This is a genomic window from Ectopseudomonas oleovorans, from assembly GCF_029845265.1.
GTDB lineage: Bacteria > Pseudomonadota > Gammaproteobacteria > Pseudomonadales > Pseudomonadaceae > Aquipseudomonas > Aquipseudomonas oleovorans.
This window is the reverse complement of record NZ_JAOCLK010000064.1, coordinates 1-18,596: the sequence shown is the minus strand read 5'-3', so window position 1 is coordinate 18,596 and position 18,596 is coordinate 1. Positions and strand designations below refer to the sequence as shown.

The window sequence follows — 18,596 nt, the reverse complement described above, 5'->3', positions numbered from 1 at the left end:
TAGCCCAGTTGCTCCATGAGCATGCGCTCGCTGCGCAGCGAATAGAACAGTTGCAGCAATTGCGCCCGCATCAACTTCTCCGGGGCAATCGAGGTGCGGTCGGTGTCGGCATGCAAGGTGTCGAACAGGGCACTCATCCGTTGCAGAGCGGTGTTGGCCAGCTTGCGGATGGCGCGCAGGGGGATGATTCACCGGCACGAAGTCATCGAGCTTGGCGACAGTGAACAGGGGGCTCCTGGGTGATATCGGCTCCACGCATGGAAATCGAGAGCTCCGGCAGATTGGAGCCGATATCGTAAACCACACGCCGCAAAACCAGACAGGGCGTGGGCGAATTTCAACAAGCTGCTAGCAGCCGCGGGCATGCAGCAGGGCTGGCGGCTGGGCATAAAGACCCGGCGTGTCGTCAGGGTCTGACGCCCAGTTCGCGTAGGCGCTTGTACAGTGTGTTGCGGCTCAGGCCGAGGTTGCGGGCAAGGTAGGAAATGTTGCCGCCGCAGGCCTGGTACTGGCTGGCCAGATCGTCGGGCTCGGGGTGTGCTTGCAGGGTCGTGTCCGTCGGCAGATCGAGAAAGAAGTCGTCCGGCAGGTGTTCGGCGCGGATGGGCTGGTCGTCCGCCATGGCCAGCGCCACGCGCAGCACGCTGCTGAGCTGGCGCAGGTTGCCCGGCCAGGGGTGATGCTGGAACAGCTCCAGCACTTCGCGGCTGATACCCGCATGTTGGCCAGGTTCTCTGTGCTGCTCCCAGAGTTTCTGGAACAGCGCCTGCTTGTCACTGCGCTCACGCAGTGGCGGTAGTTCCAGGTTCAGGCCGCTGATGCGGTAGTACAGATCGGCGCGGAACTGGCCGCTGTCGACGTCCTGACGTAGCGGGCGGTTGGTGGCAGACACCAGACGTACATCCACCGGATGCAGTTCGCTGCTGCCCAGCGGCTGCACGCAGCGCTCCTGCAGCACGCGCCGCAGGCGCGCCTGAACGCGCAGCGGCATGTCGCCGATTTCGTCGAGAAACAGGGTGCCCTTGTGCGCCTTGCGGATCAGGCCGATATGGCCTTTCTGGCTGGCGCCAGTGAAGGCGCCTTTCTCGTAGCCGAACAATTCCGACTCCACCAGCTCCGCCGGAATGGCCGCGCAGTTGACCGCGATGAACGGCTGGCTGGCCCGTGAGCTGGCCTGGTGCAGCGCCTTGACGAACACTTCCTTGCCGGCACCGGTTTCGCCCTGAACCAGAATCGGAATGTCCTTCTCCAGCAGGCGTTCGGCCTGGCGCACGGCCTTGTCCATGCGCGCGTCGCCAGCGCTCAGGGTATGCAACTGTGGCTCTTGCGGCGTGCTCTGGGTGGCTTGCGGGCGGAAGTCGCGAGGCTGGATAGGAGCCGGTCGGGCAGGGCGGCGTACCCGTGCGTGAAAGCGAAAGTGGCTGCTAGTGCGCAGGCTGAATGGCTGCCCATCCGGCTGGTTGAGCAACTGCTGTAGAGGCACGTCGAACAGTTGCTCGATGGCGCCGTAGGTCAAAGGTTGGCCCAGCAGATTGTCAGCGCGGCGGTTGGCCGACACCACGTGGCCCTGCTCGTCGAACACCACCAGGCCGGCCCAGGGGCTGTCGAGGTTGTCGAGGCTGGTATTGAAGCTGAGCAGGTGGTACTGGTCGGCGAACAGTTTGAGGATCAGGCGATTCTCCACCGACTGGCTCATCATCTTGACCATGCCCAGGGTATGCGCCGGCGGCAGGTAGCTGTCGCTGGACACGTCGAGCACGACGATCATGCGCCGCTGTTCGTCGAAGATCGGCGAGGCCGAGCCGGTCATGAAACGGTTGGCCTTGAGAAAATGCTCGTCGTGCTGGATATGCACGGCCTGGCCGCAACTGAGCGCGGTGCCGATGGCGTTGGTGCCGGTGTAGCGTTCCAGCCAGCTGGCGCCCGCGACGAAGCCTGCAGCCTGACGTGGCTCGATGAAGCGCTGGTCGCCCCAGGACTGCAGCAGCCGACCCTGGTCGTCGGCAAGCATGATCAGGCAGTTGGAATTGGCGAGGATGGTGCCGTAGTAGGGCAGCACTTCCTGGTGGGTGGTCTGCACCAGGGCCTGGCGGCTTTCCAGCAGCGCCGAAAGCTCGCCGACGGCTGGTGGGTCGAAGCGGGGCACGCTCTGATGGGTCAGGCCATAGTCACGACAGCGCGACCAGGACTCCTGGATGAGGGTGTCGTGCGCCGGGGCGCGGGCAGCTTCTGTCATACATGATCTCTTCTTGTTGGTTCGCGATCTGCGCCGCGATCGATCCAGTGTCGTTCAAGCCTGTTCAAAGTCAACGAACGAATTGTTCAGTTGTTCACATTCGACTGTTCAAAAGTGTTCAGTGGTAAACCTTAGTTGCTCCATTTTTTGGCGACTTTTTCGATTTTGATCAAAGAGATGCGTTGTTTTTTGTGGGGCTGGCACGCTTGTCGCTATCGATGTTCGCAATCGAATGGCACGACAAGAAAAAGGACAGGCCATGTCGCTCAAGCTCGAACACGTCACCCGTATCGTCGACGGCCAGGTGCATATCGACGATGCCTGCCTGAGTTTCGAACCGGGCTCCTTCAACGTCCTGCTCGGCCGCACCCTGGCCGGCAAGACCAGCCTGATGCGGCTGATGGCCGGTCTGGATCGGCCCAGCAGCGGCCGTGTGCTGATGAACGGCGCCGATGTCACCGGCGTGCCGGTGCGCCAGCGCAACGTGTCGATGGTCTATCAGCAGTTCATCAACTACCCGACCCTGACGGTGTTCGAGAACATCGCCTCGCCACTGCGCCAGGCCGGCGTGGCCAAGGAGCAGATCGTCGAGAAGGTCGAGGCCACCGCGCGCATGCTGCGCATCGACAAACTATTGTCGCGCTATCCGCTGGAGCTGTCCGGCGGCCAGCAGCAGCGCACGGCCATGGCGCGGGCGCTGGTCAAGGACGCCTCGCTGATCCTGTTCGACGAACCGCTGGTCAACCTCGATTACAAGCTGCGTGAGGAGCTGCGCCAGGAAATGCGCGAGCTGTTCCAGGCGCGCCACACCATCGCCATCTACGCCACCACCGAGCCCAACGAGGCGCTGGCCCTGGGCGGCACCACCACCATCCTGCACGAAGGGCGGGTGGTGCAGAGCGGCAAGACGGCCGAGGTCTACCACCGCCCGCAACAGGTGCTGGCCGCCGAGCTGTTCTCGGAACCGGCGATCAACCTGATGCCGGGGCGTATCAGCGGCTCCGAGGTGAGTTTCGCCGACTGCGTGCACTTTCCGCTCAATCCGGATCTGCGCGGCATCGCCGAGGGTGAGTACCGCTTCGGCGTGCGCCCCAGCCATATCGGCCTGGTGCCGTCCAACGACGATGACCTGGAGTTGGCGGTAACCGTTGAGCTGGCCGAGATCAGCGGCTCGGAAACCTTCCTGCATGTGCGCAACGAGCAGTTCGTGCTGGTGCTGCACCTGCCGGGGGTGCAGAGTATGCGGTGGACACGCCGATCCTGATCTACATCCCGACCCACAAGCTGTTCGTCTTCGCTGCCGATGGGCAGTTGGTGCAGGCGCCCAGTCGTCGTCAGGGGAGGGCCGCCTGATGGCCGAGATTCGCTTGCACAACCTCGCGCACAGCTACAGCGGCGTGCCGAAGGCGCCGGAAGACTACGCGATTCGCGAGATGAACCATGTCTGGCAGCAGGGCGGCGCCTATGCGCTGCTGGGGCCGTCAGGCTGCGGCAAGTCGACGTTGCTCAACATCATCTCCGGCCTGCTCAGCCCGTCGCAGGGCGAGGTGCAGTTCGACGGCAAGGCGGTCAACACGCTGTCGCCGCAAGAGCGCAACATCGCCCAGGTTTTCCAGTTTCCAGTGGTCTACGACACCATGACGGTGTTCGACAACCTGGCCTTCCCACTGCGCAACCAGGGCATGGACGAAGCTCGGGTGATGAGCAAGGTGCACGAGATCGCCGAGGTGCTGGAGTTGCATCCTTTGCTGCACAAGAAGGCGCGTAACCTCACCGCCGACGAGAAGCAGAAGGTGTCCATGGGCCGTGGCCTGGTGCGCGACGACGTATCGGCAATTCTCTTCGACGAGCCGCTGACGGTGATTGACCCGCACCTGAAATGGAAGCTGCGGCGCAAGCTCAAGCAGATCCACGAGCAGTTCAACATCACCATGGTCTACGTCACCCACGACCAGTTGGAGGCTTCCACCTTCGCCGACAAGATCGCAGTGATGTACGGCGGGCAGATCGTCCAGTTCGGTACGCCACGCGAGTTGTTCGAGCGCCCCGGCCATACCTTCGTCGGCTATTTCATCGGCAGCCCAGGGATGAACCTGATCGACGTGCAGCGCTGCGAGGGCGGGGTGCGCTTCGCTGATACGGTGCTGCCGCTTTCCGCCGCGCTCAACCAGTGCCTCACGGAGCTGGATGGCAAGCGTCTGCAGGTGGGCATTCGTCCCGAGTTCGTGCACGTCTGGGATGGCGCCTATGAAGATGCGCTGTGTGGCCGGGTGCTGCATGTTGAGGATCTTGGCACCTACAAGATCCTCACTTTCGACCTCGACGGCCAGGTGCTCAAGGCGCGCCTGCAGGAGGATCAGCCCGTGCCGCACGAGCAGGTCTACCTGAGCTTTCCGGCGCAGTGGCTGATGCTCTACGCCGACGACTACCTGGTGGAGGTGGCGCCATGAAGGTGCAGAACAACAAGGCCTGGTGGCTGGTGCTGCCGGTATTTCTGCTGGTGGCGTTCAGCGCCATCGTGCCGATGATGACGGTGGTCAACTATTCGGTGCAGGACATCTTCGACCCGGCCACGCGCTACTTCGTCGGCGTCGACTGGTATCGCCAGGTGCTGCAGGACCCACGCCTGCATGACTCGTTGCTGCGCCAGTTCATCTTTTCCGCCTGCGTGCTGCTGATCGAGATTCCGCTAGGGATCGCCATCGCCCTGTGCATGCCGACGCGCGGGCGCTGGGCCTCGCTGTGCCTGATCCTGATGGCCATTCCGCTGCTGATCCCGTGGAACGTGGTGGGCACCATCTGGCAGATCTTCGGCCGTGCCGACATCGGCCTGATGGGCTGGGCGCTGAACAAGCTGGGCATCAGCTACAACTATGCCTCCAACACCATGGACGCCTGGGTGACGGTGCTGATCATGGACGTCTGGCACTGGACCTCGCTGGTGGCGCTGCTGTGCTATTCCGGGCTGCGCGCCATTCCTGACGTCTATTACCAGGCGGCGCGCATTGACCGCGCCTCGAACTGGGCGGTGTTCCGCCATATTCAGTTGCCCAAGCTGAAAAGCGTGCTGCTGATCGCAGTGATGCTGCGCTTCATGGACAGTTTCATGATCTACACCGAGCCCTTCGTGCTCACCGGCGGCGGGCCGGGCAACGCCACCACCTTCCTCAGCCAGACCCTGACGCAAATGGCTGTCGGCCAGTTCGACCTGGGCCCGGCGGCGGCGTTCTCGCTGGTGTACTTCCTGATCATCCTGCTGGTGTCCTGGCTGTTCTATACCGCCATGACCCACGACGACAAAACCCGCTGAGGCCGACCATGACGCTGCGCAAACGCCTGGTACTGCTGATCTACTTTCTGTTCCTGCTGGTGCCGATCTACTGGTTGCTGAATATGTCGTTCAAGAGCAATACCGAAATTCTTGGTGGACTCAGCCTGTGGCCGCAGAATTTCACTCTGGACAACTACCGGGTGATCTTCACCGATCGTAGTTGGTACGAGGGCTACCTCAACTCGCTGTATTACGTCAGCCTCAACACCCTGATCTCGCTCAGCGTGGCGCTGCCGGCGGCCTATGCCTTCTCGCGCTATCGCTTTCTCGGCGACAAGCACCTGTTCTTCTGGCTGTTGACCAACCGCATGGCACCACCGGCGGTGTTCCTGCTGCCGTTCTTCCAGCTGTATTCGTCCATCGGCCTGTTCGACACCCATATCGCCGTGGCGTTGGCGCACTGCCTGTTCAACGTGCCGTTGGCGGTGTGGATCCTCGAAGGCTTCATGTCCAGCGTGCCCAAGGAAATTGATGAGACGGCCTATATCGACGGCTACAGCTTCCCGAAATTCTTCGTGAAGATCTTCATCCCGCTGATCCGCTCCGGCATCGGCGTCACCGCCTTCTTCTGCTTCATGTTCTCCTGGGTCGAGTTGCTGCTGGCGCGCACCCTGACCTCGGTGGACGCCAAGCCCATCGCGGCGGTGATGACCCGTACCGTGTCCGCCTCGGGTATCGACTGGGGCGTGCTCGCCGCTGCCGGGGTGCTGACCATCATCCCCGGGATGCTGGTGATCTGGTTCGTTCGCAACCATGTGGCCAAGGGCTTCGCCCTCGGTCGCGTGTAAGGGAGGTTCGTCATGAACTGGATGGCCTGGACTCTGCCGACCGCGCTGTTCTTCGGTTGCATCGCCGTGCTGCTGGCCGGTATGACGCTGGTCGAGCTGCGCTGGCCCTGTGTGGAGCGCAAGGGTTTTCTGCCGATCACCACCACCCGTGGGGATCGGCTGTTTATCGGTCTGCTCGGCAGCGCCTACCTGCACCTGCTGGTGATAGGCGTGACCGACTGGAGCGTGTGGATAGCGTCGCTGCTATCACTGTTGTGGTTGTGCGCAGTCATGCGCTGGGGCTGAGCCGGGCTGCCGCCGGTATGCCTCTCCCCATATCCTGAGATGGAGGTCTCTATGTTCGACAATAACAACAAGACCCGACATAGCTTGGCGTTGGCCGCCTTGCTGGCGTTGTCCGGTTTGAGCGGTGCGGCCTGGGCGGATGCCTATGAAGAGGCCGCGAAGAAATGGATTGCTGATGAGTTCAACCCCTCGACCCTGACGCCGGAGCAACAGCTCGAAGAGCTGAAGTGGTTCATCAAGGCTGCCGAGCCGTTTCGTGGCATGAACATCAATGTCGCCTCGGAAACCCTGACCACTCACGAGTATGAGTCCAAGGTGCTGGCCAAGGCCTTCAGTGAAATCACCGGCATCAAGCTCAAGCATGACCTGATGCAGGAAGGCGATGTGGTCGAGAAACTACAGACGCAGATGCAATCCGGCAAGAACATCTACGACGGTTGGGTCAACGACTCGGACCTGATCGGTACCCATTTCCGCTATGGCAAGGCGGTCTCGATCACCGACATGATGGCTAACGAGGGTAAGGACTTCACCTCGCCGACTCTCGATCTTGACGATTTCATCGGCCTGTCCTTCACCACCGGGCCGGACGGCAAGGTTTATCAGTTACCCGATCAGCAGTTCGCCAACCTCTACTGGTTCCGCGCCGACTGGTTCGAGCGTCCGGAGCTGAAGGCCAAGTTCAAGGAAATCTACGGCTACGAGCTGGGTGTGCCGGTGAACTGGTCAGCTTACGAGGACATCGCCGAGTTCTTCTCCAAGCATGTCAAGGAAATCGACGGTAAACGCGTCTATGGCCATATGGACTACGGCAAGAAAGATCCGTCGCTGGGCTGGCGCTTCACCGACGCCTGGTTCTCCATGGCCGGCGGTGGCGACAAGGGCCTGCCCAATGGCCTGCCGGTGGACGAGTGGGGCATTCGCGTCGACGGCTGCCGCCCAGTAGGTTCCAGTGTCGCCCGCGGTGGTGATACCAACGGGCCGGCGGCGGTGTTCGCCACGCAGAAGTACGTCGATTGGATGCGCCAGTACGCGCCGCCGGAAGCGCAAGGCATGACCTTCTCCGAATCCGGCCCGGTGCCGGCGCAGGGTGCCATCGCTCAGCAGATCTTCTGGTACACCGCCTTTACTGCCGATATGACCAAGCCAGGCCTGCCGGTGGTTAACGACGATGGCACGCCGAAATGGCGTATGGCGCCGTCGCCCAAGGGCCCGTATTGGGAGGAGGGCATGAAGCTCGGTTATCAGGACACCGGTTCCTGGACCTTCCTCAACTCCACGCCGGAGAAACAGCGCCTGGCCGCCTGGCTCTATGCGCAGTTCGTTACCTCCAAGACCGTCTCGCTGAAAAAGACCCTGGTCGGCCTGACGCCGATTCGTGAGTCGGACATCAACTCGCAGGCGATGACGGACGTAGCGCCCAAGCTCGGCGGGCTGGTGGAGTTCTACCGCAGCCCGGCGCGCGTGCAGTGGACACCGACCGGCACCAACGTGCCGGACTATCCACGTCTGGCTCAACTGTGGTGGCAGTTCATCGCCGAGGCCGCCAGCGGTGACAAGACGCCGCAACAGGCGCTCGATGGCCTGGCAGCTGCGCAAGACACCATGCTCGGTCGTCTGGAGCGCTCAGGTGTGCTGGGTGAGTGCGGGCCGAAGCTGAACGAGCCGCGTGACCCGCAGTACTGGTTCGACCAGCCGGGCGCACCGAAACCCAAGCTGGCCAACGAGAAACCCAAGGGCGAAACCATCGCCTACGACGAGTTGCTCAAGTCCTGGGAGCAGGCGCGCAACTGATCCAAGTGGCAGAAACGACAACGGCACCCTCGGGTGCCGTTGTTTGTTATGCAGTGCTGCTTACTTATGCAGATGCTCGGCCGCGTGCAGGGTGTTTTCCAGCAGGCCTGCGCGGGTCATCGGGCCAACACCGCCTGGAACCGGGGTGATCCAGCCGGCGCGGGGCAGGGCGGCATCAAAGGTCACGTCGCCAACCAGTGTGCCGTCGTCCTGGCGGTTGATGCCGACATCGATGACGATGGCGCCCGGCTTGATCCACTCACCCTTGACCAGGCCCGGCTTGCCTGCAGCGACCACGACGATATCAGCCTGGCCGACGTGAGCAGCTAGATCCTTGGTGAAGCGGTGGGTGACGGTCACGGTGCAACCGGCCAGTAGCAACTCCATGGCCATTGGTCGGCCGACGATATTGGACGCGCCAACTACCACTGCATGCATGCCGTAGAGATCGGCGCCGGTGCTTTCCAGCAGGGTCATGATGCCCTTGGGGGTACAGGGGCGCAGCAGCGGCATGCGCTGGGCCAGGCGGCCGATGTTGTAGGGGTGAAAGCCATCCACATCTTTATCCGGGCGAATGCGTTCGAGCAGCAGGGACGAGTCGAGATTCTCCGGCAGCGGCAGCTGTACCAGGATACCGTCGATGGCCGGGTCTTCGTTGAGCTCGTCGATCAGGGCGAGCAGATCGGCCTGGCTGGTCTCTGCCGGCAGGTCATAGGCACGGGAGAGGAAACCGACCTCTTCGCAATCTTTGCGTTTATGTGACACATAGACCTGGGAGGCGGGATCGGTACCAACCAGGATCACGGCCAAGCCTGGCGCACGAAGGCCTTGCTGGCGGCGTTCGGCGACACGTTGGGCAATCTGCTGGCGGAGGCTGGCGGCGATCGCCTTGCCGTCGATCAGTTGTGCGGTCATTGCGCTGGTTAACCATTAATAAGGGTGAAAAAAGGACGCGCATTCTCGCATGAGCGCTCACCCGGGCAAAGGCGCCTGCCGTCGTTTTCGCGTAACTCCTTTAAATCGCTGAATTTTTTTGAAAATTTCTGTTGACGAGGTTGGGAGGCGTCTATAACATTCGCCCCGCTTCTCAGGAACAGCCACTCGCTGGGTGAGGCGGCAAGAGCCAAGCCCTGGCGGTGAGGTTGGAGCCAAAAGCTTGTAAGTCTGCGCTAGCGGATGGATAAGTGCCCGTAGCTCAGCTGGATAGAGCATCCGCCTTCTAAGCGGATGGTCGCAGGTTCGAGTCCTGCCGGGTGCGCCATTTGGCGGTCAGGCAAGAGTAAGCAAATGCAATATGGTGGGCGTAGCTCAGTTGGTAGAGCACAGGATTGTGGCTCCTGGTGTCGTGGGTTCGATTCCCATCGTCCACCCCATATTCCAAAACGCCAGGCCCAAAGCCTGGCGTTTTTGTTTTAAGCTGCAAAGCCACGCGGACGTGGTGGAATTGGTAGACACACCAGATTTAGGTTCTGGCGCCGCAAGGTGTGAGAGTTCGAGTCTCTCCGTCCGCACCATCTTTTTTATATAGCCCCTCCCGACTGCCGCCTGCTTCTAGGGTGACTTCTGCACATTGACCCTCTAGAATGCTTGGCCTTGATTCGGGGCCGGGTCGACCCGGCTTATGTCTGTGCAACGAGGAATATCCATGCAAGTTTCTGTTGAAAGCACTTCTGCTCTTGAGCGCCGCATGACTGTCGGCGTACCCGTCGAGCGCATCGAGACCGAAGTCAACAAGCGTCTGCAACAGACTGCCCGTCGTGCCAAAGTTCCTGGCTTCCGTCCTGGCAAGGTGCCGATGAGCGTGATTCGTCAGCGCTATGAAGATGCCGCTCGTCAGGAAGCCCTGGGCGACCTGATCCAGGCGACCTTCTATGAGGCCGTGGTCGAGCAGAAGCTGAATCCGGCCGGCGCTCCGGCCGTAGAGCCGAAGTCCTTCGAGAAGGGCAAGGATCTGGAGTACGTTGCTACTTTCGAAGTATTTCCTGAGTTTCAGGTGACCGGCCTCGACACTATCGCCATCGAGCGCCTGCAGGCCGAAGTCGCCGACAGTGATGTCGACAACATGCTCGACATCTTGCGCAAGCAGAACACCCGTTTCGAAACTGTCGAGCGTGCTGCCGAGAATGGCGACCAGTTGAACATCGATTTCGTCGGCAAGATCGACGGCGAAGCATTCGCTGGCGGCAGCGCCAAGGGCACCCAGCTGATACTGGGTTCTGGCCGCATGATCCCGGGCTTCGAAGACGCCCTGGTCGGTGTCAAGGCTGGTGAAGTGCGTGTGATCAATCCGACCTTCCCTGAGGACTACCAGAATCTCGATCTGGCCGGCAAAACCGCCGAATTCACCGTTACCGTCAACAGCGTTTCCGCTCCGCAACTGCCTGAGCTGAACGACGAGTTCTTCGCCCTGTTCGGTATCAAGGATGGCGGTCTGGAAGGTTTCCGCGCCGAGGTTCGCAAGAACATGGAGCGTGAACTGCGTCAGGCCATCAAGTCCAAGGTCAAGAACCAGGTAATGGACGGCCTGCTGGCTGCTAATCCGATCGAAGTGCCGAAGGCGCTGATCGGCAACGAAGTAAATCGTCTGCGCGTGCAGGCCGTTCAGCAGTTCGGTGGCAACATCAAGCCTGACCAACTGCCGGCCGAGCTGTTCGAGGAGCAAGCCAAGCGCCGTGTGGTGCTGGGCCTGATCGTCGCTGAAGTGGTCAAGCAGTTCGAACTGAAACCTGACGAAGCCCGCGTGCGCGAGCTGATCGAAGAGATGGCTTCTGCTTACCAGGAGCCCGAGCAGGTGGTTGCCTGGTACTACAAGAACGACCAGCAGATGAACGAAGTGCGTTCGGTTGTACTGGAAGAGCAAGTTGTAGATACTGTTCTGCAGAAGGCCAACGTGACCGACAAAACGGTTTCCTACGAAGACGCAGTCAAGCCGGCAGAAGCTCCTAAAGCCGACTGATCTGGCAACCTCGTTCGAGCACACCACCATAAGCCAGCCTCAGTGCTGGCTTATGCGTATTTGAGACATGACTATTAGGGAGTGAGCGCAAGACATGTCCCGCAATCCTTTTATGCAAAACATGCCTGAAATCCAGGCCGCTGGCGGCCTGGTGCCGATGGTCATCGAGCAGTCCGCTCGTGGCGAGCGTGCCTACGACATCTATTCGCGCCTGCTCAAGGAGCGCGTGATTTTCCTGGTCGGTCCGGTCGAGGACTACATGGCCAACCTGATCTGCGCCCAGCTGCTGTTTCTGGAAGCAGAGAATCCGGACAAGGACATTCACCTGTACATCAACTCGCCGGGTGGCTCGGTGACTGCCGGCATGGCGATCTACGACACCATGCAATTCATCAAGGCGGATGTGTCCACCACCTGCATTGGTCAGGCCTGCAGTATGGGTGCATTCCTGCTGGCTGGCGGCGCCAAGGGCAAGCGTTTCTGCCTGCCGAACTCGCGTGTGATGATTCACCAGCCGCTGGGCGGTTTTCAGGGGCAGGCCTCGGACATCGAGATCCACGCCAAGGAAATCCTCTTTATCCGTGAGCGCTTGAACGAGCTGCTGGCTCAGCACACCGGTCAGAGGCTGGAAACCATCGAGCGCGACACCAACCGTGACAATTTCATGAGCGCTTCGCGTGCCGTGGAATACGGTCTGGTCGATGCCGTCCATGAAAAGCGTCAAATGCCGGTCTAGATGAGGCGCCGGCTGCGGGCATCCACCACTGACGCGACCTGTGCCCTTGAAAATGCCCGCATTTGCCTTCATCTTGTGTTTCAAGCCTACCGTATTGGATTGATCGAATGACTGACACCCGTAACGGTGAGGACAACGGCAAACTGCTTTATTGCTCCTTCTGCGGCAAAAGCCAGCACGAAGTGCGCAAGTTGATCGCCGGTCCTTCCGTCTTCATCTGCGACGAATGCGTCGACCTGTGCAACGACATCATCCGCGAGGAGGTGCAGGAAGCCCAGGCCGAGAGCAGCGCGCACAAACTACCGGCACCCAAGGAAATCAGCGCCATCCTCGATCAGTACGTGATCGGCCAGGAGCGCGCCAAGAAGGTGCTGTCGGTAGCGGTGTACAACCACTACAAGCGTCTCAATCAGCGCGACAAGAAAGACGATGTCGAGCTGGGCAAGAGCAATATCCTGCTGATCGGTCCGACCGGTTCGGGCAAGACGTTGCTGGCCGAAACGCTGGCGCGCCTGCTCAACGTACCGTTCACCATTGCCGATGCCACCAGCCTGACCGAAGCCGGTTATGTGGGGGAGGACGTCGAGAACATCATTCAAAAGCTGTTGCAGAAGTGCGATTACGATGTCGAGAAGGCCCAGATGGGCATCGTCTACATCGACGAAATCGACAAGATCTCGCGCAAATCCGACAACCCGTCGATCACTCGTGATGTCTCGGGTGAAGGCGTGCAGCAGGCCCTGCTCAAGCTGATCGAGGGCACCGTGGCCTCGGTTCCGCCACAGGGCGGACGCAAGCATCCGCAGCAGGAGTTCCTGCAGGTCGATACGCGCAACATCCTGTTTATCTGTGGCGGCGCGTTCGCCGGCTTGGAGAAAGTCATCCAGGCGCGCTCTACCAAGGGCGGCATCGGCTTCGGTGCTGAAGTGCGCAGCAAGCAGGAAGGCAAGAAGATCGGCGAGTCCCTGCGTGAGGTCGAGCCGGACGATCTGGTCAAGTTCGGTCTGATCCCCGAGTTCGTCGGTCGTCTGCCGGTGATCGCGACGCTTGAGGAGCTGGATGAGGCTGCGCTGGTGCAGATTCTCACCGAGCCGAAGAACGCACTGACCAAGCAGTACGCCAAGCTGTTCGAGATGGAGGGCGTGGATCTGGAGTTCCGCCCCGATGCACTGAAGTCCGTGGCGCAGAAGGCGCTGGAGCGAAAAACCGGTGCACGTGGCCTGCGTTCGATTCTCGAGGGCATTCTGCTCGACACCATGTACGAGATCCCATCCCAGCAGGGCGTGAGCAAGGTGGTGATCGACGAGAGCGTCATCGAGGGTTCGTCCAAGCCGCTGCTGATCTACGAGAACAGCGAACCGCCGGCGAAGGCCGCGCCAGACGCCTGACGGCTGTTGCACGATGCAAAGAAGGGGCCCCTCGGGCCCCTTCGCTTTTGTGGACATTGCGCTTGTTTTTTACGGGAGCTACCCCCATCTTAAAAGCCAAGGGTAATCCCGCCTGTTTACGGCCTTATGGCCGCCGCTGAGCCGAAATCATGAAGACAACCATCGAATTGCCTCTCCTGCCATTGCGCGATGTAGTGGTCTATCCGCACATGGTCATCCCGCTTTTCGTCGGGCGTGAGAAATCCATCGAGGCCCTCGAGGCGGCGATGACGGGTGACAAGCAGATCCTGCTGGTAGCCCAGAAGAACCCGGCCGTCGATGATCCGGATGAGCAGGATCTTTATCGCGTTGGCACCGTTGCCACCGTCCTGCAGTTGCTCAAGCTGCCCGACGGCACCGTCAAGGTGCTGGTCGAGGGTGAGCAGCGCGGCTTGATCGAGCGTTTCATCGATCTCGATGATCATTGCCGTGCCGAAGTACAACTGATCGAGGAGGGCGAAACTGCCGAGCGCGAATCGGAAGTCTTCACCCGCAGTCTGCTCAGTCAGTTCGAGCAGTACGTGCAGCTGGGCAAAAAGGTTCCGGCCGAAGTCCTGTCTTCGCTCAACAGCATCGATGAGCCCAGCCGCCTGGTCGACACCATGGCCGCGCACATGGCGCTGAAGATCGAGCAGAAGCAGGAAATCCTCGAAATCACCGCGCTGTCCGCTCGCGTCGAGCACGTACTGGCCCTGCTGGATGCCGAGATCGACCTGCTACAGGTCGAGAAGCGTATTCGCGGTCGCGTGAAGAAGCAGATGGAGCGCAGTCAGCGCGAGTACTACCTGAATGAGCAGATGAAGGCCATTCAGAAAGAGCTTGGCGATATCGATGAAGGCCATAGCGAGCTCGACGAACTGCGCAAGCGCATCGATAACGCGGGGTTGACCAAGGAAGCCTTGACCAAGGCCAATGCCGAGCTGAACAAGCTCAAGCAGATGTCGCCGATGTCCGCTGAAGCCACTGTGGTGCGCTCCTACATCGATTGGCTGGTGAACGTGCCATGGAAGGCCGAAAGCAAGGTGCGCCTGGATCTGGCGCGCGCCGAGAGCATTCTCGATGCCGATCACTACGGTCTGGAGGAGGTCAAGGAGCGCATCCTCGAGTACCTCGCCGTGCAGAAGCGGGTGAAGAAACTCAAGGGGCCGGTGCTGTGCCTGGTCGGTCCGCCCGGCGTGGGCAAGACTTCGTTGGCCGAGTCCATCGCCACCGCGACCAATCGCAAGTTCGTGCGTATGGCCTTGGGTGGCGTGCGTGACGAGGCCGAGATTCGGGGGCACCGCCGCACCTACATCGGCTCGATGCCGGGTCGCCTGATTCAGAAGATGACCAAGGTCGGTGTGCGCAACCCGTTGTTCCTGCTCGACGAGATCGACAAGATGGGCCAGGACATGCGCGGCGATCCTGCCTCGGCATTGCTCGAAGTCCTCGACCCTGAGCAGAACCATAATTTCAACGATCACTATCTGGAGGTCGATTATGACCTGTCGGATGTGATGTTCCTTTGCACCGCCAACTCGATGAACATCCCCGGCCCGCTGCTGGATCGGATGGAGGTCATTCGTCTGCCGGGTTACACCGAGGACGAGAAGGTCAACATCGCCATTAAGTACCTGGCGCCCAAGCAGATACAGGCCAACGGCCTGAAGAAGGGCGAGCTGGAGTTCGACGAGTCGGCAATTCGCGACATCATTCGTTACTACACGCGTGAAGCTGGTGTGCGCAGTCTGGAGCGACAAATCGCCAAGGTCTGCCGCAAGGTGGTCAAGGAGCATGTACGCGAGAAGCGCTTCCAGGTCACGGTCAGCGCCGACTCCCTGGAGCACTTCCTGGGTGTGCGCAAGCATCGCTATGGCCTCGTCGAACAGCAGGATCAGATCGGTCAGGTGACCGGCCTGGCCTGGACTCAGGTCGGCGGTGAGCTGCTCACCATCGAGACGGCCGTGGTGCCTGGCAAGGGCAATCTGATCAAGACCGGTTCGCTGGGTGATGTCATGGCAGAGTCGATGACGGCGGCCATGACGGTGGTTCGCAGTCGCGCCAAAAGCCTGGGGATCCCGGCTGATTTCAACGAGAAGCGCGACGTTCACATCCATATGCCCGAAGGTGCCACGCCCAAGGATGGCCCGAGCGCGGGCATTGGTTTGTGCACGGCACTGGTATCGGCCCTGACGCAGATTCCGGTGCGGGCGGACGTGGCCATGACCGGGGAAATCACCCTGCGTGGTCAGGTACTGCCCATCGGCGGGCTCAAGGAAAAACTTCTGGCAGCTCATCGGGGTGGGATCAAGACCGTGATCATTCCCGAAGAAAATGTGCGTGATCTGAAGGAAATTCCGGAAAATATTAAGCAAGACCTGCAGATTAAACCGGTTAAATGGATTGACGAGGTCCTGCAAATTGCGCTGCAATATGCCCCGGAGCCCTTGCCCGATGCGGCTCCGGAGATGGTTGCAACGGATGACAAGCGCGAGTCTGATTCCAAGGAGCGAATTAGCACGCATTAGCCGGGGGGCTTCCTTGACACAATTTTTGAGCCCTTGTTATAAAGCGGCTCTTATTGTGTCGGCAGGCCCTCCAGCACCCGCTTTGCTTACACTAAAAATCAAGAAACAAACTCAACAGAAATAAGGGGACTTAGAGTGAACAAGTCGGAACTGATCGATGCCATCGCTGCATCTGCTGATATCCCGAAAGCTGTTGCTGGCCGCGCGCTGGATGCAGTGATTGAATCCGTCACTGGCGCCCTGAAGGCTGGTGACTCTGTCGTACTGGTTGGCTTCGGCACCTTCGCTGTCAAAGAGCGTGCTGCTCGCACTGGCCGCAACCCGCAGACTGGCAAGCCGATCAACATCGCTGCTGCCAAGATCCCGGGCTTCAAAGCTGGCAAGGCTCTGAAAGACGCTGTCAACTAAGCGTCTTCTGAATTTGTCTCGCCGCCAGACCTTTCTGGCGGTTGTTGGGCGGCAGGGCAGACAGTTTCCATGCCTGTACTGATCGCTTGACGCGTTACGAGAAGGCGCATCCCAGGATGCGCCTTTCTTCTATCCGGAATTACCCACACTGCGCGGCTGGTGGCTCTGTACAGTCGTTCTGGGGGAAGCATGCTGCAAAACATCAGGGACAATTCACGCGGTTGGATTGCCAAGACCATCATCGGCCTAATCGTTATGCTGATGGCGTTTACCGGCTTCGAGGCCATCGTCACCGGTACCAGTAACCGCAATAATGCGGCCGAAGTGAACGGTGACACCATTACCCTCGACGAGCTCAATCAGGCCGTTGAAATGCAGCGTCGTCAGTTGCTGCAGCAGCTGGGGCGTGATTTCGATGCCTCGCTGCTCGATGATCGCTTGCTGCGTGAGGCATCGCTCAAGGGGCTGATCGAGCGCAAGCTGCTGCTTCAGGCAGCAGGCGATGCTCGTTTCGCTTTCTCGCAGTCATCGCTGGATCAGGTGATTCTGCAGACGCCCGAGTTTCAGGTAGACGGCCGCTTCGATACCGCCCGTTTCGATCAGGTCATTCGCCAGATGGGCTATACCCGTCTGCAGTTCCGTCAGATGCTGGAAGAGGAAATGCTGATTGGCCAGTTGCGTGCCGGTATCGGCGCCAGCAGCTTCGTCACCGAGCAGCAGGCGCGTGCGTTCGCCAACCTCGAGCGGCAGACCCGCGATTTCGCCAGCCTCACCATCAAGGCCGACCCGGCTGCGATCGAGTTGAGCGAAGCTGACGTCCAGGCGTACTACGCCGAGCACGCCAGTGAGTTCATGAGTCCCGAGCAGGTGGTGTTGGAGTACGTCGAGCTGCACAAGGAAAGCTTCTTCGATCAGGTCGAAGTCAGCGATGAAGATCTGCAACCGCTGTACGAGAGCGAGATCGCCAACCTGGCTGAGCAGCGTCAGGCTGCGCACATCCTTATCGAGGGCGATGACCAGGCCGCGCTTACCAAGATCGAAGAGATCAAGGCGCGTGTGGACGCTGGCGAAGATTTCGCTGCCCTAGCCAAGGAGTTCTCGCAGGACCCAGGTTCGGCTGCCGATGGCGGTGATCTGGGTTACGCCGGCCCTGGCGTTTACGATCCGGCCTTCGAGGAGGCGCTCTATGCGCTGCAGCAGGGCGAGGTTTCCGAACCCGTGCAGAGCGAGTTCGGCTGGCACCTGATCAAGCTGCTGGGTGTTCAGTCTCCAGAAGTGCCAAGCTTCGACAGCCTGAAGGACAAGCTGGCGCGTGACTTCAAAGCGCAACAGGTCGAGCAGCGCTTCGTCGAAGCGACCAAACAGCTGGAAGACGCCGCGTTCGAAGCATCGGATCTGGCTCAGCCTGCCCAGGAGCTGGGTCTTGAGGTCAAGACCAGCGAAGCCTTCGGTCGTGAGGGTGGTGCAACTGGCATCACTGCCAACCGCCAAGTGCTGCAAGCTGCCTTCAGCCCTGAAGTTCTGGAAGATGGCACCAACAGCTCGACCATCGAGCTGGACCCGAGCACCGTGGTCGTAGTGCGCGTCAAGGAACACAAAAAGCCCGAGCAGCTGCCCCTGGAGCAGGTTGCTGAAAGCATTCGTGCCCATCTGCAGCAGGAACGTGCCAGTGCCGCGGCCAAGGCCGAAGGTGAGAAGCAACTGGCTGCTGCCCAGGCCGGTGAGCAGCCTACTGCTGATTGGCAAGTTCAGGAGGCGGCCACTCGTAGCCAGGACGGCATCGAGCCCAAAGTGCTGCAGGCGCTGTTCCGTATGCCCAAGCCAGACAAGGCGGGCGAGCCCACCTTTGCCGGCGTGACTCTGAACAATGGCGATTACGTCGTGCTGCGCCTCGATGGCGTGAATGTACCGGAAGAGGCGCTGGCTGACGAAGAGCTCGCCATGTACCGCCACTTCCTGGCGTCGCGTGTCGGCCAGCAGGACTTCGCCGCACTGCTCAAGCAGCTGGAAGCCAAGGCTGATATCGAGCGTTTCTGATCGCTGTCCGTTACGAGAAAGCCCCGCCAAGTGCGGGGCTTTCTCGTTGTGCGCCAGGCATGGCGCGTAGCGCCGTGGGTCGCGGTAGGGA

The 18,596-nt window shown here is 60.5% G+C and carries 13 protein-coding genes, 3 tRNA genes and 2 pseudogenes; 15 read left to right on the top strand and 3 right to left on the bottom strand.

What is annotated here, in order from left to right; translation table 11 throughout:
- Both N5J71_RS21005 and N5J71_RS21000 read right to left on the bottom strand, forming a co-directional pair.
- Nucleotides 1-259 (bottom strand): annotated as a pseudogene (locus N5J71_RS21005) (transposase); the annotation flags it as partial.
- A gap of 147 nt (nt 260-406) precedes the next feature.
- Nucleotides 407-2,236, bottom strand: a complete 1,830-nt coding sequence (locus N5J71_RS21000; protein ID WP_279917585.1) for a sigma-54-dependent Fis family transcriptional regulator — start codon at nt 2,234-2,236, stop codon at nt 407-409.
- A gap of 259 nt (nt 2,237-2,495) precedes the next feature.
- On the opposite strand from N5J71_RS21000, the pseudogene N5J71_RS20995 reads away from it, so the two are divergent.
- From N5J71_RS20995 to N5J71_RS20970, 6 genes and pseudogenes are all read left to right on the top strand, one after another.
- A pseudogene (locus tag N5J71_RS20995) lies at nt 2,496-3,589 on the top strand (ABC transporter ATP-binding protein).
- Nucleotides 3,589-4,686 carry an ABC transporter ATP-binding protein gene (locus tag N5J71_RS20990; RefSeq protein WP_279917584.1) on the top strand — a complete coding sequence of 366 codons (1,098 nt, stop codon included), beginning with the start codon at nt 3,589-3,591 and terminating at the stop codon, nt 4,684-4,686. The pseudogene N5J71_RS20995 and the gene N5J71_RS20990 overlap by 1 nt, the downstream one beginning before the upstream one ends.
- Nucleotides 4,683-5,546: a carbohydrate ABC transporter permease gene (locus N5J71_RS20985; RefSeq protein ID WP_279917583.1), complete on the top strand. Its 864-nt coding sequence runs from the start codon at nt 4,683-4,685 to the stop codon at nt 5,544-5,546. The genes N5J71_RS20990 and N5J71_RS20985 overlap by 4 nt, the downstream gene beginning before the upstream one ends.
- A gap of 8 nt (nt 5,547-5,554) precedes the next feature.
- Complete coding sequence (locus tag N5J71_RS20980; protein WP_013715270.1) at nt 5,555-6,355, top strand: carbohydrate ABC transporter permease; 801 nt, start codon at nt 5,555-5,557, stop codon at nt 6,353-6,355.
- A gap of 12 nt (nt 6,356-6,367) precedes the next feature.
- A complete protein-coding gene (locus tag N5J71_RS20975) occupies nt 6,368-6,640 on the top strand; it encodes a DUF2160 domain-containing protein (protein WP_125875047.1) in 273 nt (90 codons plus the stop codon).
- A 51-nt stretch (nt 6,641-6,691) separates the two neighbouring features.
- Nucleotides 6,692-8,434, top strand: a complete 1,743-nt coding sequence (locus tag N5J71_RS20970) for an ABC transporter substrate-binding protein (RefSeq protein WP_074859244.1) — start codon at nt 6,692-6,694, stop codon at nt 8,432-8,434.
- Between the two features lie 60 nt (nt 8,435-8,494).
- Here N5J71_RS20970 and folD read toward each other — a convergent pair whose 3' ends face one another.
- The gene (gene folD, locus N5J71_RS20965) at nt 8,495-9,349 is read right to left on the bottom strand and encodes a bifunctional methylenetetrahydrofolate dehydrogenase/methenyltetrahydrofolate cyclohydrolase FolD (protein ID WP_084340460.1); all 855 of its coding nucleotides are present in this window, start codon (nt 9,347-9,349) and stop codon (nt 8,495-8,497) included.
- A 269-nt stretch (nt 9,350-9,618) separates the two neighbouring features.
- Between folD and N5J71_RS20960 the strand changes: the two genes are divergently transcribed.
- The 9 genes from N5J71_RS20960 (at nt 9,619) to N5J71_RS20920 (ending at nt 18,505) form a co-directional block, all read left to right on the top strand.
- Nucleotides 9,619-9,695: transfer RNA gene (locus tag N5J71_RS20960), tRNA-Arg, on the top strand.
- Between the two features lie 36 nt (nt 9,696-9,731).
- A tRNA-His gene (locus N5J71_RS20955) sits at nt 9,732-9,807 on the top strand.
- 56 nt (nt 9,808-9,863) lie between these two features.
- Nucleotides 9,864-9,948 (top strand) — tRNA-Leu (locus N5J71_RS20950).
- Between the two features lie 131 nt (nt 9,949-10,079).
- Nucleotides 10,080-11,390 carry a trigger factor gene (gene tig / locus N5J71_RS20945; RefSeq protein WP_279917582.1) on the top strand — a complete coding sequence of 437 codons (1,311 nt, stop codon included), beginning with the start codon at nt 10,080-10,082 and terminating at the stop codon, nt 11,388-11,390.
- Nucleotides 11,391-11,484: 94 nt separating this feature from the next.
- Entirely contained in the window at nt 11,485-12,126 is a 642-nt protein-coding gene (gene clpP / locus N5J71_RS20940) for an ATP-dependent Clp endopeptidase proteolytic subunit ClpP (RefSeq protein ID WP_279917581.1), read from the top strand.
- A 107-nt stretch (nt 12,127-12,233) separates the two neighbouring features.
- Nucleotides 12,234-13,514: an ATP-dependent Clp protease ATP-binding subunit ClpX gene (clpX, locus tag N5J71_RS20935; protein ID WP_004424106.1), complete on the top strand. Its 1,281-nt coding sequence runs from the start codon at nt 12,234-12,236 to the stop codon at nt 13,512-13,514.
- A 149-nt stretch (nt 13,515-13,663) separates the two neighbouring features.
- On the top strand, nt 13,664-16,060 hold the full coding sequence (lon, locus tag N5J71_RS20930) for an endopeptidase La (protein WP_084340543.1): 2,397 nt from the start codon (nt 13,664-13,666) through the stop codon (nt 16,058-16,060).
- A gap of 135 nt (nt 16,061-16,195) precedes the next feature.
- On the top strand, nt 16,196-16,468 hold the full coding sequence (gene hupB, locus N5J71_RS20925) for a nucleoid-associated protein HU-beta (protein ID WP_003282502.1): 273 nt from the start codon (nt 16,196-16,198) through the stop codon (nt 16,466-16,468).
- A 189-nt stretch (nt 16,469-16,657) separates the two neighbouring features.
- Nucleotides 16,658-18,505, top strand: a complete 1,848-nt coding sequence (locus N5J71_RS20920) for a SurA N-terminal domain-containing protein (RefSeq protein ID WP_004424145.1) — start codon at nt 16,658-16,660, stop codon at nt 18,503-18,505.
- Nucleotides 18,506-18,596: the final 91 nt, after the last annotated feature.